Below are 16,898 nucleotides of genomic sequence, written 5' to 3'. Positions count from 1 at the left end.
TAACTGATAACTGATAACTGATAACTGATAACTGATAACTGAAAAAGCTGATGACTAAAAAAAGAGATGACTATCGGGTTGAATATTAATTTCCATGGGGACGGCTTGGGGTTCAGCATTCATGGCAAAATAGATAGCATCGGCGGCGGTTTGAGCGGTTAACATTTTAGTGCGATCAACTTTTAAGCTCACCTGATCCCAAAAAGGAGTATCAACACCACCAAAATAGAATAAAGTCATTTTAATACCATAGCGTTTTAACTCATCGGCCAAACATTTACTAAAACCGACCACCCCGTATTTAGAAGCACAATAAGCGGCAGCCATAGCCATAGAATGCTTACCTAAAATTCCCACCACATTACAGATATGACCAGCCTTATTTTCCTTCATCACATTAGCCGCAGCCTGACAGGTATAAAAACTCCCCTTTAGATTGAGGTCGAGCATTTTATCTAAATCTTCCGGCGTGATTTTATTATATTGTTTCATCACACCGGCTCCGGCCGCATTAACCAACACATCCAACCGGCCGTAATGAGAGACAATTTTGGCCATCAAAGTTTCCACCTGAGTCGGATTAGTGATATCCGTCGGCACAATTAACGAGGGACAAGGCAACTCACCAGCTAAATTAGATAAATTATCGGCATTTCTGGCCACTAATACGAGTTTATGACCATTAACAGCTAGTTTACGCGCTAAAGTGGCACCGATCCCCCCCGTAGCACCGACAATCAGAACAACTTTTTCGCTCATAATTATTGATAATTCTTTACAAATCTTATTGTAAACTGTTCCGACTGGAAAATCATCGCTAGTCCCAACCCCTTGATTAAGGGTTAACCAACTTCTGATAGGATAAACCGTGACAATGTAAAGAAATTTTTATGACTGTACTGACCGAAGGAATTGCGCCCCACGGTGGGCAATTAATTAATCGTATTGCTACCGCTGCCGAAAAAGCCGAATTTCTGGCCCTAGCTGAAAAACTACCGCGAGTTTCCTTAGATGAACGAGCGCTCTCGGATTTAGTTATGATTGCTATTGGTGGTTTCAGTCCCCTCAAAGGCTTTATGGAACAGGACGACTACGAAAAAGTCGTCGATGATATGCGTCTAATCAATGGTTTACCCTGGGCAATTCCCGTGACTCTTTCCGTTAGGGAAGAAGTGGCGGATCCCCTCAAAGAAGGCAACTGGATTCGTTTAGATGACAGCGAAGGCAACTTTGTCGGAGTCCTGGAACTAACCCAAAAATACCGTTACAATAAGGCCCACGAAGCAGTTAACGTCTATCGTACCGACGACCAGAAACATCCTGGGGTAAAAGTCCTCTACGAACAGGGAGAAATTAACCTCGCGGGTCCAATTTGGTTACTTCAGCGCGATCCTCATCCCCAGTTTCCCAAATATCAGATCGATCCTCTGCAATCGCGCCAAATGTTCCACGAAAAAGCTTGGAAAACGATTGTCGGTTTCCAAACCCGTAATCCCATCCACCGGGCCCACGAATACATTCAAAAATGCGCCCTAGAAGTGGTAGATGGTTTATTCTTGCATCCCCTTGTCGGCGCTACCAAAAGCGATGATGTGCCGGCCGATGTGCGGATGCGTTGCTATGAGATCATGATGGATAAATACTTTCCCCAAGATCGCGTTATTCTAGCTATCAACCCCTCAGCTATGCGTTACGCTGGCCCCCGGGAAGCAATTTTTCACGCTATTATCCGTAAAAACTACGGTTGTACCCATTTTATCGTCGGTCGTGACCATGCCGGAGTCGGCGACTACTACGGAACCTACGATGCTCAGTATATCTTTGATGAGTTCGAGCCTGGGGAATTGGGAATCGTGCCGATGAAGTTTGAACACGCTTTCTACTGTACCCGCACTTCGGGAATGGCAACCACCAAAACTAGCCCCAGTTTACCAGAAGAAAGAATCCACCTTTCGGGAACGAAAGTCCGGGAACTGCTGCGTAAAGGAGAATTACCACCTCCGGAATTCTCCCGTCCAGAAGTGGCTGCCGAATTAATCCGCGCCATGCAAGGATCTTGACATCCTCGCCGCCCTAAAAGTGCGGCGATTCCTAAACCTCACGATTTAAGTTTCTGCTTCCACCACCGTCGCATACCACAGTTAAAAAACCATGTACTGTCTTACACAGAGTCCACAGACTTTCGCTCCATTTCAGAAGCCCGATTCCGTGTGTCCCACGGTACGGTTCTGACTAAACGCTTCTTGTACTTGTTGCGCGCGACTTTTTACCCGGACAAGCTTTTCTGAACGGAACTCCCTAAGCCGAGTTTTCAAGGTGCTGTCCGCCCACTTGGTTTTCGAGACGGTCTTTTTAATTCTAACGTAAAGCCGCCGTAGAACGGCGGGGTTTCAGACCCAAAATTTCCGATGAACATAACTAGGCGAGAATTGATCCAGCAGACAGGTTGGGGGTTGCTGACTTTGGCGATTAGTCAAGGGACCCTTAACCGTCATTTGGCCGCTCTCGCCGCCCCTAATCCCCGAAAATTGGCTCTTTTAGTCGGTATTGACCAGTATGGGGCGAATATTCCGCCGCTGCCCGGTTGTCTTACCGATGTGGAGTTACAAAAAGACCTTCTCCGTTATCGTTTTGGTTTTCAGGATGCTGATATAGTGACTTTAACGGGACAACAAGCCAGTCGAGAAGCGATCGAAGCGGCTTTTTTAGAACACCTGATCGCCCAAGCCAAGGCAGGGGATGTGGTCATTTTTCACTTTAGTGGTTATGGCAGTGTTGGGGACAGAAAAGAAGTTTTTATTACTGCTGATGGGGCAGAAAATGCTTTACTTAAGGAAAATATCCTGCTGATGGCTCGCTGTCTAGCTACGGATAAGTTTAGCTTGATTTTTGATAGTAGTCATCTCCCCCAACCTCAGCCCTATCTCGGTAATCTTCGCATTCGTTCCTATTCTAGAACCATTACTGATCTTAACCCCGCCGAATTAACTTTCGCTGCCGATATTAAAACCCGTTTTAACCTCAAAAATAAGTCTAGTAACGGCGTTATTCTCGCTGCCGCTAAACCAGAGCAAATCGCCCTGGAATTGAGCGGTAATAGCCCCAATGCCGGCTTATTCACCTATGATCTCACCCAGTATCTCTGGCAAGCTTGCCCCAGTCCGACAATTGCGATCGCTTTTCCCCGTCTCCGTCATCTCGTCGCTAGTCACAGCAGTGAACAACAGCAACCGGCAATCCTGACCGGTAATCAAAATAATTCTGCGCCGCCATATCATATACAGCCAGAAAAGTCAAGGGGTGGAGCGGCAATTGTTACAAATCTTATTGATGAACGCACCCTAGAAGTCAATCTGGTCGGCCTGCCCTTAGAAATCCTAGAAAATTACGGGATTAACTCCTGTTTGAGCTTTATTGAGGCGACTGGGGAGGAAATCAGCCTACAAATTCTCTCCCGTCAGGGTTTAAAAGCGAAAGCGCAATTATTATCCGCCGCTGCTTCCCTAGAAATAGGACAGATTCTAGAGGAAAAATTGCGGGTTTTTCCGAGTAAAATCGGCTTAATCGTCGGTTTGGATAGTAACTTAACCCGGATTGAACGGGTAGATGCTACCAGTACCTTTGCCAGTTTGCCCGATGTGGCCGCCGTGGTTAACATTGGCGAACAAACGGTAGATTGTCTCTTAAGTCGAGTTGGTAGCGAAGAAACTGGCAATTATCAGTTATTATCTCCTAATGGCTCCCTAATTATCGGTAGTTTAGGGGCGGCCAACGAAGCAATTAAATCGGGGATTAAACGACTGCAATCGCAACTAGAAACCCTGCTGGCCTGCAAATTGTGGCACTTGTTGATCAATCAAGAATCCTCCGGTTTAGCCGTCATTGTCACCCTGGAAAGCCTCGATCAAACCTATATCTCCACGGTACAAACCCAAAAAATTGCGGGTAGCAGGGGGGCTAATACCGCTAAAAATGACTTAATTCTGCCCGTCGGTACGGAAATTCGCTATCAAATCGAGAATCAAGAAGAACAACCCCTCTACGCACTGATCCTTGTCCTCGACAGCGATCGCCAACCGTTTTTATACTGTTCCCGTCCAGAAAACCCCGATAAGTTCAGCAATTCCAGCCCATTAGCCCCCTTTGTCGTGGCGGACAAAACCAAGGCCACCATCCCCAATGACCGCCAAGGGCATTGGAAAATTAGTCAAGCCAAGGGCATCAGAGAACATCTCCTGATCCTCAGTCGCCATCCTTTCCCCAACACCTTAACCCTTCTCAATGCCACTCAAAGCCTCAAGGGAGAAGCAACCCAACTGCTCACCCTGACTAACCCCCTAGAAATAGCCAGAGCTTTCTGGAGCGATCTAAAATTAGATTTAGGCTTGAAAATGGATAGTTCTGGCAGTTTAATTGATGAATACGCCTTTGATCTGGGAACTTGGTCAGGTTTCCGGTTTATTTATCAAGTTATCGACTAAATCGATAGAATGATTCTATGGAATCCTTGAAAAGAAAAGGTTAAAATCCTAACACAGCTACCCCTAAATTTCCCGATGAATCTTCTGCCCCGGACGACCCAAAGCCGCCTCAAAAAAATCCCACAAATTCCCAGCGTTTGGGAAGGAGATCGTCGTGCTTTATCCTTATCCGAGAGAATGCCCCGGGCCACCCTAGAACCAAATCAAGAAAGCGGCGGCGAGTGCGTGATCTGGGTGGATGGCAGCGAGGGCTGTGTACGCGCTATGGAAGTAGTTTCCCCCGAAACCGGGCCCGAGGCCATGGTGAGAACCTTAATCCGCGCCATCGAAACACCCCAAAATCCCGCCCGGCCAGCCAGACCGAAAAAAATTATCGTCCGCGATCGAGAAACACAGTTTTTCCTGCGCGGGGTACTGCAAGATCTCGATATCACCATCGATTATGTCCCCAGTTTGCCCCTGATCGATGATCTCTTTCGCGGATTCGAGGAATTCCAAAATAACCGCCCCCCGGCAATTCCCCCCGCTTGGCAGTCCGCTTTGGTGAAAACCGCTCACGAAATTTGGAAAGCTGAACCCTGGTCCTGTTTAGCTGATTACGATATCTTGGAAATTAAGATCGATCGCCCCGATTTCCCGTATCTTTACGCCTGTATCATGGGAATGCTCGGTCGGGAATACGGAGTCATTCTCTATCGTTCCCTAGCATCCCTCAAACAATTCCGGCAGGCCGCTTTAGAAGAAAAATCGATGGAAAGATTAGAAAAAGCCTTTCTTTCCCAAGATTGCTGGTTTTTAAGCTACGAATTGGCCGATGATGACGAGGACGATGATGAGGATGACTACGATCTGGCCTCGGCTGCCCCCTCCCAGATTCATCCGGTTTTTGGCAGCGTGCATCCCTACGAAGGTATTCGCCCCTATTTAGATGAAGAAGAAGCAATCACGGTATATTTAGCTTTAATGGCTCTGTTGCGCTTTTTGAAAGGCAATCAATCCGCTTTATCGGAAGAACCAATCGGAGAATTACAGCGTCGTTTTCGCATTCCCCTCGATCCCGAACAAGCAAAAGGGGAAACCGTGGCGGTGACGGTAGCCACGATGCCCGATCTATGTGCGGAATTTATGCAACTCTTAGAGGAGGACGACGACGACGACGATGATGATGAGGATGATGATGAGGAAGAATCCGTACTCAAGGAGAATCTAGTCCCTGATAATGCACATCTGAGTCTGGGAATGGTTCCCTGGCAATTATTGGATAAAATTCGCAATCGGCCGAAGATCCATTATCAACCCCAGTCCGTACCGACAAAAGGAGAGGGTTTCCCCGTGGTTATGATCCAGACCTCCCGACCGAAAGCCAAGGAACTGATCGAAAAAATCCAACAAGCTGGCGGTTTGGAGGCTATTGGTTTTAACCCCGGCGAAGATCCCTTAGAAGATACCCGTTATGATCTCGGGATTCTGAAAATGGCTAACGGTGATCTCTATCTGTTTGGGGAATTCGAGCAAGATGATCCCGACCACCGTAATGCTCGCCGCAATTGGCAAAAACGCATCAAAAATACCGAGGGTTATTGTGGTTTGATTGTTGCCATGGGGGTAACTGGTTCCTCCTGCGGTAATCCCCAATTAAACGATATGTTAGCCCTCTACGAGGCAAAATCGATCGATAGTAAAGATTTAGACTTGGGAGTTTTGACTCTTATGCCTCACTTTAGTTAATTTTAACGGGCAGCGGCGCAGCTTTTTTAGTGAACAGTAATCAGTTTGCTTGGCAAATTCATTGACATACTCCCACCGTCAAGCTGCGCTATGAAGTGTAGAAATATGCCCATGACGAATCGATTTTTACCGCCGCGCATGGGCAGAAATTCCCTTAATGGGTAGGTCAACTTCGATCAGTCGTTTAGGGTAGGTCATCATGGTTAAAATTCTACAATCTCGTTAAAAAATCCCACTCCTCAAACCAAGTTGAGCGATCAACGCATTCTAATAAAGCAATAAAATCCTGCTCAATATTAAACGCTATATTATGAGGGCTGATCACCTGATTGATAATTGCTTGAACGTCATCTTTTTTGGCATACTTGTAAAAATCCCGTGTATTCAAAATTTGATTGAAATAGTTGCGATAAGCAGTTGATAATTGAACATCATTTTCTGGAATTGACCTATCATTTGTACCCAACATATCATCACTCTTAAGCTTATCCCGAATAGAGCGGCATTGATAGATGATTTGTTCAAATGCCTCATTATCATTGAGTAATTGCTCTAATTTGGGATTCATATAGTTCAGATAGGCTTGTTTAAGACCTTGAGCAAGACTTACGGCATCCACTGAAATCGAATTTTGCTGGTGACTTAACCACAGAAAAAGTAACCTACCTAATTTATCAAAATCTGTCAATAAAATAGATTCAAACGTATATGCACTTGGGATATAAGTTGGCAAATTAAACCGATTATTTAAATTATTTATAATTAGATTTTTATGGTCGTCATTTAAGAAATCTCTATCAAAAATTAACACAGATTTTTGCCATAAATTCTGCTGATTTTTAATTAACTGAAAAATCTTTTTATAACTAGGTAAATCCTTAAAAATTTGAGAGACTCCGCCCATCACCCAGAAAGAATATTTTTTTGTATTTATACCAATAGTATTCTTTTGTAATAACGTATAAATTGCTTTTGCATCATCCTGACCTTCGACAAAAATGATTTTATCCGCTTCAACGGCATTAATAAAATCTAAACCATTACTATTCCCTAAAGAACTAATAATAGGATTTAGCGCAGAGGGATAAATTCCTTTAAAGCGTGGCTCTACGGGAAGTTCTTGTCGAGATAAAGCATTATAATTATATTGAGGTCTATTTTCCAGATGAAATAATTGATGTAAAGAAACCTGTCGAATTAAACTTTCATTATGAGTTGTTAAAAAAATTTGTGTTGTCTCAGAGAATCTAAGCAGTGTATTGATTAGCCGACTCTGTATGTCACGATGAATATGACTATCAGGCTCATCAAAAAGAATCAAATTGAGATCATTTCTTTGCCCAAAAGAATATAAATTTAATAAAATTACAATAATCTGTATTGTCCCACTTCCCAGTAAAGAAATATCTTTTTCTATATCACGATTATCAATTTTGTAATTAATAATAACTTTGACATCATCCCGAAAATCACTAGAAGTAAAAAAGCTAACCTCTGCACTAGGGCTATCAAAGAGAATATACGACAAATCGCGCTTAAATCTCTCATACAATTGAGGATCTGCTTGATCACTATGAAGAGTGTATAGACGATTACGAATGACTTCAACCGATTCTCGCTTTTGAATTGCTTCTAGTACCTGCGGAGTAGTTAAAAATCTTTCGTCTGCTCTAATCGTTGCAACAGGAGAAGCAAAAGAACAGCCAATTGCTTTAGGAAAATTATGAAATAGTTGGTTAAACTGAAAAAAATCAAAATCTTGACGATTTAAAAATTCTAGCTTGTAGCTGTTGCCATGGGAATTTGTAATTGAAAAACCAATCTTTAATAATGGGTTTGGTCTTTGCTCAGAATATATGTCTTGAAAGATAAAGATTAATTCAATTTTTTGACTTTTATCGCACTGATAAAATAAGTCATCAATATTAGAACTACGAACCGTTTTTACATCTGTGTAAAGTAAATACTGAGTATCTTTAAAAACATAATGCCCCGCTCGATAACGTTCAGGTTTAGCACGAATTGCTTGGTATAACAAGAAGTTAAAACACTCATGCCAAAGAGCGATCGCCTCTAGCAAATTGGTTTTTCCTGAATTATTAACCCCAGTAAAGACATTAAAATCAGGATCTAAATCTACGGTAACATTTTGAAAAGACTTAAAATTTTTAATCTGAATTTTGCTGATCTTCATTCCCGTTCATCCTGCCGTAGAATTGCCTCTAGTCGAAGCTGATAATGTTCAATGCTTGTAACAGGTTGCCGTCCTAGCGTAACCGCATCTCGAATGACATAAACTTCCGACATTGTCCCACAGTTAAACACCACATAGAGCCAATAGTCCCGCTTTAATCGTTCGGCTGTTTTATACTTATCTCTGATGCTAACACAATTGGGAAGTAGGTTAGCCCAATTAAATCTAATTAGGGAGCAGCCTCGTAGGTTGGTTTGAGCGAAACAATACTTAGGAGAAAACGTATTAATTCAATTGAAAAAGCGACACCCAACCACCCCAACGCTTACTGCTTAACTCTCAAAGTAATTGGCTGATAGCATTTTTCTTTATTCGTGGCAGGCATCCTACTCGCCTCTTCCCTTCGCCGGACCGGGGTTGGGGGGAAGGGAAATTAACCATCTCTGCCATTACTTGAGAAAAATGGTATCAGTAGATTGACAAAAATTGATCTGCAGCCTCGGTTCTGATCACCGATCACTGAAATCGCCAAAATTAAGCGACAATGTAAAGTAAGGTAAAACTTTCTGGACAAATTCTTAATTATGGCGTTATTCGGATTCGGAAAAAAATTAACTTTGCCCACAGCAAGGGAGGCCCTACCTGGGCGATCGGAAAAAATGCCCGTACCTAGCGCCCACTACGTTAACGGTCATCCTTTGCAGCCCCCCTTTCCCGCCGGTATGGAAACCGCAATGTTTGGTTTAGGCTGTTTTTGGGGAGCAGAGCGCAAATTTTGGCAATTAGAAGGAGTTTACACCACGGCCGTGGGTTATGCGGCTGGTATCACCCCTAATCCCACCTATCAGGAAGTGTGTACCGGCATGACTGGGCATAATGAAGTGGTCTTAGTGGTCTATGATCCCAGTGTGATTTCCTACGAACAACTGTTAAAGGTTTTCTGGGAAAGTCATAATCCCACCCAAGGAATGCGTCAGGGTAATGATACGGGAACCCAGTATCGATCGGGTATCTATACTTATAATCCCCAGCAAAAGCAATTAGCGGAAAAATCTCGATCGATCTACCAAGAAGCTCTCAATAAAGCGAACTACGGTCAGATTACCACGGAAATTATCGACGCACCTGAATTTTATTATGCTGAAGTTTATCATCAGCAGTATTTAGCTAAAAACCCCGGCGGTTACTGTGGTTTAGGGGGAACGAAAGTGGAATGTCCGATCGCTCTTGATCTGAAATTAAATTAAGTAGGGTTAGCCGTCAGTTATCAGTTATCAGTTATCAGTTATCAGTTAAGTAGTCGTGCAAAATAAATTTCCTAGTGAAGAAAGGCAAAAGGCAAGAGGCAAGAGGCAAGGGGGGGTTAGATATGTGTAATTAATTTTGCTTAGGTACTTATCAGTTAAGCTGTTCATAATTTAGATCATAAAATATCTTTTCTTTTTTGCCACCAATAGGTAAGGAGAAAATAAATAAGAGAATGAAGAATTAATACTCCCCAATTCAATAACAAATTATTGATAGATAATTGATAAACTTGATTGGCATCCTCAAAGGGTAAAGGGAAATTAAAACTATTTTGTTCTTTCGCTTCTGCAATCATAGCTTCCACCTCTACTAATACACCGTAGGCAGCAATTGACCAGCGACTAATCATCAACCATGATAGATATTTTCCCAGACCTTCTAAGTTAAATAATACCCCAGCAAAGATAATCTGAGGAATTAAAATTAAAGGTAAGGCACTATTTGCTTGGGTGATATTACTAACACCAGCAGAAATTAATAAACCGAGATTAATTGCCGCAAATATAGTTAAAAATGTGGTAATAAAACAGCCAATTAACCAGGTCATTAATTCCGGTTGCGGGTCAGTAAATCCCCAAAATATCACGCAGGTAATTACAATTGTTTGCAGAAAAGCTACGGCTGCTAAAACCAGACTTTTTGACAATAAATAGGGTAATAATCCCAGATTAACTAATCTTTCTCGCCGATAAATTGGCGATTCTTTGACAATTTCCTGTAGGGAACAGGCAAAACCTACCCATAATTCCGCGCAGGTAAAAACAAAGAGAGTTTTTAATGCTAAAGGTGCGGATTGGATAGCCTGCTCAAAACTGGGATTATCCCCCAAAAATAAAGGATTTTCGTCCCCTAAAACCATGGCCATTAAAAAAATTCCGATCGGGGCGGTTAATAGGTATAAAATTAAACTAACCTGATCGCGGATAATTAATTGGCTATAGCGTTGACATAAAACCTGTAGTTGTAGCCAAAAAGATTGTTGAACCTGTTGCGGTTTACTATTATTTTGCTGAAATACTTTACCGATTCTTGCTTCAATATTATTTTTGTAGTAGTCAGATTGTTGGAAACGTTGGCATTCTTGCTCAACTTTTTCGCTAGTTTCCAGATGAATATAAATATCGGCAAAATCCCCCTGAGGTAAAGAGAAAAAATTTAAGGCCTCCCCCGGAGAACCAAAATAACATAAATTGCCCCCTTGACCAAGAAAAACTAATCGATCGCAGAGATTGATATTATTAGTAGCATGGGTGACTAGGAGAATTGTTCTGCCTTCTTTGGCCAATTTTGCCAGCAATTCCATCATCTTTTTATCTAAACCGGGGTCTAATCCCGAGGTGGGTTCATCTAAAAAGAATAATTTGGGATTAGCTAATAATTCTACCGCAATACTCACCCTTTTTAACTGACCACCACTTAAGTCTCTGACTAAAGTATTTCTTCTTGCTAACAATTCCACCTGCTGCAGGGTTTTCTCGATCACTTCTTGGCAATTAAGATCCGGAGGTAGCCTTAATTTAGAAGCATAATATAACACTTCTCCCACGGTTAAATCCCTGTGGACGATATCGTATTGGGGAACATAACCGATTTGGGTGCGATAGATATTAAAATTCTGGCGCAGCTCTTCCCCATTCAGATAAACAGTTCCCGATGTGGTGGGTTCAATTCCCAATAAAGTCTTTAATAAAGTCGATTTTCCCGCACCACTTCCCCCGACAATCGCCACTAATTGACTCGGTTCGATCGGTAAGGAGATATGATTGAGAATTATCAAGGGTTGTTTCTTTTTATCCCGCACCATCCTGACGATATTTTCGGCATCTAGACGGATATTATCTCCTGTATCTAATAAAACTAATTCATCTCCCTGCAACCGAAAACTATAGGGGCCGATTCTCACCGTACAACCGTTGGTTAAAATGGCACTACCCGATACTTTTTCTCCGTCGATAAAGACTCCATTGGTGCTTTTGTCGTAGAGAATATAACGATTTTGGTTATCGCTGTCGATAATCGCGTGTTGTCGGGAAATTGTCGGTGCGTCTAAAACCACAGTCGCAGCATTATCTCGTCCTAAAACTACACTGCGATGGCCGAGGGAAACCGATTTAAAAGCGAAAGATTGGCTTTTTACCGGTTGGTTAGGATGATAATAGGTGATCTTGACCGAATTTTTGGCATCTTGACCGATATTAATCTCATCCCCATTTCGTAAAAGATAGCCATCTTTGGGAGTAATGACACGATTGTTGATAAAAAGTTTATTGGAACTAGAATTAGTCCCGTCTCCATCGTAGATATAGTAATCATCTCCCTGACGACGAAAACAAGCTTGGACTCGACTCACCACCGTCCAGTGTTGGGGAACAACTAAATCCACCTGTTGACCATCCCGACCCAATTTATAATTAGGACGACTCAGATTAATAGAAGGGAGAATTTCTCCCTGATTGTTAAGAATAATGTAGGGTTCTTGACTAATAACCGTTTTAATGTTGGGAGAATTGGTCATAAAAAGTTGATCGGTGGGTGGCGTTCGCGGGGGACGGTAAGAAGCTAAGATAGAATTAAGGTCTCGATCGCTACTGTTAACCTCAGAGTCTGGAACGAACTCTAGAGATCATCTTAGTAAAACTTCTTAGGATCGATCGAGCTTGTCTAAATTCCTATTCCTAAGACCTATCCACAGGTTATCGTGCTGTTAGACGATGGTTACAACTCCTATTTCTCCTACCGCCAAGGTTTCTAAAGTCGAAGGTATCAAAGAACGCAGTAATTATCTACGAGAACCTTTGGCCAGTGAACTCCTCGAAGATACAACCCATTTTACCGATGCGGCGGTGCAGATCCTCAAGTTTCACGGTTCCTATCAACAGGATAATCGCGACAATAGAGCCAAAGGTCAAGAAAAAGACTATCAAATGATGTTGCGTACCCGCAGTCCGGGGGGGTTTATTCCCGCGCAACTATATCTTACCCTCGATAGTTTGTCCGATCGCTACGGTAACGGCACTTTACGCGTGACAACCCGCCAAGGCTTCCAATTACACGGCATTTTAAAGAAAAATCTCAAAGCTACCCTCGGGGAAATTATCCGCAGTATGGGATCCACTTTAGCGGCCTGTGGTGATGTTAACCGCAATATCACCGCACCGCCAGCCCCCTACAAAAATCGCCCCGAATACGGCTACGCTTGGGAATATGCCAATAATATCGCCGATTTGCTCACTCCCCAAACTGGAGCTTACTACGAAATTTGGCTCGATGGCGAAAAAGTGATCAGTGCAGAAGAAGCGCCAGAAGTCAAGGCATCGAGACAAAAAGATACAAATGGCATTAACAAAAACGATCCGATCGAACCGATCTACGGTCAACATTATATGCCCCGTAAGTTCAAGATCGGTGTCACAGTGCCGGGGGACAACTCCATCGATATCTACACCAATGACCTCGGTTTGGTGGTGATTACCGACGCAAACGGTCAATTACAGGGTTTTAACATCCTTGCCGGGGGTGGACTGGGAAGGACCCACAATAAGGAAGAAACTTTCCCCAGAATGGCCGATCCGATCGGTTATGTGGACAAAGAAGATGTGTACGATCTGGTAAAAGCGATCGTAGCAACCCAAAGGGATTACGGCGATCGCGGAGATCGTCGTCATGCGAGAATGAAATATATCCTCGAAGAATGGGGAGTAGAAAAATTCCGCAGCACTGTTGAGGGTTATTTCGGCCAAAAAATTGCCCCCTACCAACCCCTCCCCGATTGGAAATATCAAGACTTTTTGGGATGGAATGAACAGGGAGACGGAAAATTATTTTTTGGTCTTTCTGTGGAGAATGGCCGGGTCAAAAATGAAGGCAGTTTTCAGCTAAAAACCGCCTTAAAAGTGATTATCGAGCGTTTTCAGTTGCCCATGCGCTTGACGGCTAACCATAATATCATTCTCTACGAAATTGAACCCCAGGATCAACAAGCGATCGAGGCGATCCTGAAAGAACACGGAATTATCACCAATCCCGCCGAAATTGACCCTTTAACCCGTTATGCCATGGCCTGTCCCGCTTGGCCCACCTGTGGATTAGCGATTACTGAGTCAGAAAGAATTTTACCCAGCGTGATTGAACGCATTCGCACCCTACTTAATCGCTTAGGATTAAGCAAAGAGGAATTTGTCATCCGCATGACAGGATGTCCTAATGGCTGCGCGCGTCCCTATATGGCAGAATTAGGATTTGTGGGTAGCGCTCCCAATTCCTACCAACTCTGGTTAGGGGGAACAGCCGATCAAACTCGACTAGCGCGCCCCTATTTGGATAAAATGGCGATCGATGATCTAGAAAAGGTCTTAGAACCGATTTTCGTTTACTTCCAACAGGATCAACAAAATAACGAAACCTTCGGAGAATTCTGTCATCGAGTCAATTTCCCTGCTTTACAAGCATTTTCAGCCACCTACACACCTAAAATGACCGAAACTACTACTACTGAATCAAAACCCAAACGCGTGCGTAAAAATCAAAACCGTGTCAGCGTCCCCGATGATATGTTTGTCCGTCTCAAGGAAGCTTCGGAAACGGAAAAACGGCCGATGAATCAAATCATCAATGAGGCGCTAGAGGCCTATTTCAGCCAAAAATCCTAATCAGTTATCAGTGACCAGTTATCAGTGACCAGTTGTCAATTTAAGAGAATTAACTTTTGAGAGTTATCTGGGAAGATTACCAATAACTCTTAATTCTCGTATATATCCTCAGTCTATGCTTAAAAATGAATGAGGTAAGTCTGGTCATATCAATTTGTACCCCTCTGGTGGGAAATTATGACAATCTCACAAACTAAAACAAATCCTTGGCAAAAACGTTCCCGAAAGGATGTTAAAAAATTATCAGATAATGAAATTAATGAAAAATATGAACAAGGTGAACGAAGAATATTATTAGAAATGAATCGAGAAAAATTGCCTAGTTTTGCTGAGTCTTTAAATAAACCTAACTATGTGAAAAAGCGTCCTTTCTATCAGAGACGGGATCGCTGGGACGCACAAAAACAATCGAGACTAATTGAATCTTTTTTGATGAATATTCCCGTACCTCCTCTGATTCTCTATGAAACTTCCTATAACTCATATCAAGTAATGGATGGTCAACAAAGAATCACAGCAATTGAGAATTTTTATAATAACAAATTAAAATTAACAGGGTTAGAGATCTGGCCTGAATTAGAAGGAAGAACCTATGAAAGTCTTCCTGCAAAAATCAAAGATGGTATCAATCGACGAGCCATTTCAACTATAGTTGTTATTACCGAGTCTCTATCGGATACAGAGGAAGCTTTATCTTTAAAACAACTGGTTTTTGAACGCCTCAATACAGGAGGTGTATCTTTGAGTCGACAAGAAATAAGAAACTGTCTTTACTCTGGGAAATTCAATGAACTTTTATTAAAGCTTTCTGAGAATACTATTTTTGCTAAAGCTTGGGATATTCCTATTGATGATAAAGAAGAACTAAAAAAAAATCGATTTTATAAAAAGATGGAAGATGTAGAATTAATCCTCCGTTTTTTTGCCCTGAGGGATATTGACAAATATACAGGTAATTTATCTAACTATCTGGATAATTATATGATGAAAAAAAGTCTTAATTTTTCCGACGAGAATATCCAAGAGTTCGAGCAAGTATTTAACCAAACTATAGAGTTAGTATCTAACATTTATCAGGATCAGTTATTCAAGCCTTTCGATAGTAAAACCAAAACACATAAATCGAAAGCTTATAAAGTTTACTATGATGCAGTGATGATCAGTTTCAGTAACCATTTATCTGATTATCAAGAATTAATTACTAGAAAATCAGCGATAATTGATGAAACTATCAGCTTATTTACTCAAGATTCCCAGGGAATTACTCATCAAGATAAAAAATTAAAAAAAGGACTTTTCACCGGAGAAGGGGATACCAAAGATGATTTTAAAGCTCGTATTCAAATTTTTGATTCTCTGATTCAACGAGTTCTTAAGCAGAGTATTTGAGAATGTTTGAAGGACTTTTAAATAACCTAAAGGATGAGATAAAGACCATTCGATCAATAATTAATATCAGTGAAAAACTTAGAGAAATTATTGCGGATAATCCTTCACAACTCAACACAGAAGACTTAAAATATCTTCAAGCAAATGCTCCTTTAGGAGACAAGTGGCTAGTTAACGATCATTGTTCATCTATCACAAGGTTATATGCTCTTTACGAAAATTTTGTCGAAAATCTAGTGGGAGATTGGATTATTTTGCTGCCTCAATTATATAGTTGCTATCAAGATTTACCTGAATCTGTAAGAAATAAGCATCAGACTGGTTGTGCTACATTACTGGGCAATGAAAATAAAAGAAATCGCTTCGATTCTCTTTCAGAGAGGGACATTATCAAAAATTTATTTGATACTGAATACAAAAATACAACTAAATATAATCTCACATCAGCTGCTTTTTTGTTACATGAAGCTAATCTGAGAAAAGATCAATTAACCAGACTTTTAGTCGATGCTGGCATATCTGCAACTGATTCTTGGCAATGGATAGAAAATCATAAAGAAGTTAAGAATTTTATTGACAATAATAGTAGGGGTAGTGTGGAAAATGAATTAAAGAATTTTATAGAACTTCGTAATAATTCTGCTCATGGTAAAGAAATAGATACCGTTCTTAATGCCAATGAGTTACTACAATTATGTGATTTTGTCGAAGCTATATGTCAAGCTATGAGTGAATTAGTTCTTTATTGCTTTGTTGATAGGAAGAAAAAGATAGGAAAGCTTCAAAAGCTCGGTGAAATTGTCAATTGGTATCAACAAAAAAAAGCCTGTGCTATCAAAATATCAGATGAGCCACAGGAACCCAATAAAAGACTAGAAGTCGGTAAAAAAGTTTTTTTAGTCAGTGAAAATAAAAAAATATGTCAAAATGCTATTATTGAAAGTATTCAAATTAATAAAAATGGCAAAAATACCCCTCGCCGAAGAATTCCAATCAGAGAGATAAAAGATTCTGAAATAGGCTTAAAATTTGACAAAGAAGGTCAAAGAGGATTAGAAGTTTATTTAGTTATTTCGGAATGATTGAAATGAATATAGCGTTTCTGGTAAATGTGAATTATAACCAGATTTGGCATCATTTCCCCACTCG

10 protein-coding genes are annotated in these 16,898 nt (G+C 41.5%); 7 read left to right on the top strand and 3 right to left on the bottom strand.

Features of this window, described 5'->3' with window-relative positions; genetic code table 11:
- Positions 1 to 54: 54 nt before the first annotated feature.
- Positions 55 to 759, bottom strand: a complete 705-nt coding sequence (locus myaer_RS08475; RefSeq protein WP_002803710.1) for an SDR family oxidoreductase — start codon at positions 757 to 759, stop codon at positions 55 to 57.
- A 131-nt stretch (positions 760 to 890) separates the two neighbouring features.
- Between myaer_RS08475 and sat the strand changes: the two genes are divergently transcribed.
- From sat to myaer_RS08460, 3 genes are all read left to right on the top strand, one after another.
- Entirely contained in the window at positions 891 to 2,060 is a 1,170-nt protein-coding gene (gene sat, locus myaer_RS08470) for a sulfate adenylyltransferase (RefSeq protein WP_046661786.1), read from the top strand.
- A gap of 348 nt (positions 2,061 to 2,408) precedes the next feature.
- Positions 2,409 to 4,481, top strand: a complete 2,073-nt coding sequence (locus myaer_RS08465) for a caspase family protein (RefSeq protein ID WP_046661785.1) — start codon at positions 2,409 to 2,411, stop codon at positions 4,479 to 4,481.
- 75 nt (positions 4,482 to 4,556) lie between these two features.
- Positions 4,557 to 6,209: a DUF6930 domain-containing protein gene (locus tag myaer_RS08460; protein ID WP_046661784.1), complete on the top strand. Its 1,653-nt coding sequence runs from the start codon at positions 4,557 to 4,559 to the stop codon at positions 6,207 to 6,209.
- Between the two features lie 211 nt (positions 6,210 to 6,420).
- Here myaer_RS08460 and myaer_RS08455 read toward each other — a convergent pair whose 3' ends face one another.
- Positions 6,421 to 8,403 carry an ATP-dependent nuclease gene (locus myaer_RS08455; RefSeq protein ID WP_046661783.1) on the bottom strand — a complete coding sequence of 661 codons (1,983 nt, stop codon included), beginning with the start codon at positions 8,401 to 8,403 and terminating at the stop codon, positions 6,421 to 6,423.
- Between the two features lie 584 nt (positions 8,404 to 8,987).
- Here myaer_RS08455 and msrA point away from each other — a divergent pair.
- Positions 8,988 to 9,650: a peptide-methionine (S)-S-oxide reductase MsrA gene (gene msrA / locus myaer_RS08450; protein ID WP_046661782.1), complete on the top strand. Its 663-nt coding sequence runs from the start codon at positions 8,988 to 8,990 to the stop codon at positions 9,648 to 9,650.
- 176 nt (positions 9,651 to 9,826) lie between these two features.
- Here the strand turns inward: msrA and myaer_RS08445 are convergent, their stop codons facing one another.
- Entirely contained in the window at positions 9,827 to 12,226 is a 2,400-nt protein-coding gene (locus myaer_RS08445) for an ATP-binding cassette domain-containing protein (RefSeq protein ID WP_046661781.1), read from the bottom strand.
- Between the two features lie 196 nt (positions 12,227 to 12,422).
- Here myaer_RS08445 and sir point away from each other — a divergent pair, with 196 nt between their 5' ends.
- The 3 genes from sir to myaer_RS08430 all read left to right on the top strand — a co-directional run bounded on the left by sir (position 12,423) and on the right by myaer_RS08430 (position 16,831).
- Positions 12,423 to 14,360: a sulfite reductase, ferredoxin dependent gene (gene sir / locus myaer_RS08440; protein ID WP_046661780.1), complete on the top strand. Its 1,938-nt coding sequence runs from the start codon at positions 12,423 to 12,425 to the stop codon at positions 14,358 to 14,360.
- A 177-nt stretch (positions 14,361 to 14,537) separates the two neighbouring features.
- A complete protein-coding gene (locus myaer_RS08435) occupies positions 14,538 to 15,749 on the top strand; it encodes a DUF262 domain-containing protein (protein ID WP_046661779.1) in 1,212 nt (403 codons plus the stop codon).
- Positions 15,750 to 15,751: 2 nt separating this feature from the next.
- Entirely contained in the window at positions 15,752 to 16,831 is a 1,080-nt protein-coding gene (locus tag myaer_RS08430; RefSeq protein WP_046661778.1) for an MAE_28990/MAE_18760 family HEPN-like nuclease, read from the top strand.
- Positions 16,832 to 16,898 lie beyond the last annotated feature (67 nt).

The organism is Microcystis aeruginosa NIES-2549, from assembly GCF_000981785.2.
GTDB classification, from domain to species: Bacteria; Cyanobacteriota; Cyanobacteriia; order Cyanobacteriales; family Microcystaceae; genus Microcystis; species Microcystis aeruginosa_C.
Note: the sequence above shows the minus strand (reverse complement) of the source record. Positions and strands in the feature narration are given on the sequence as shown.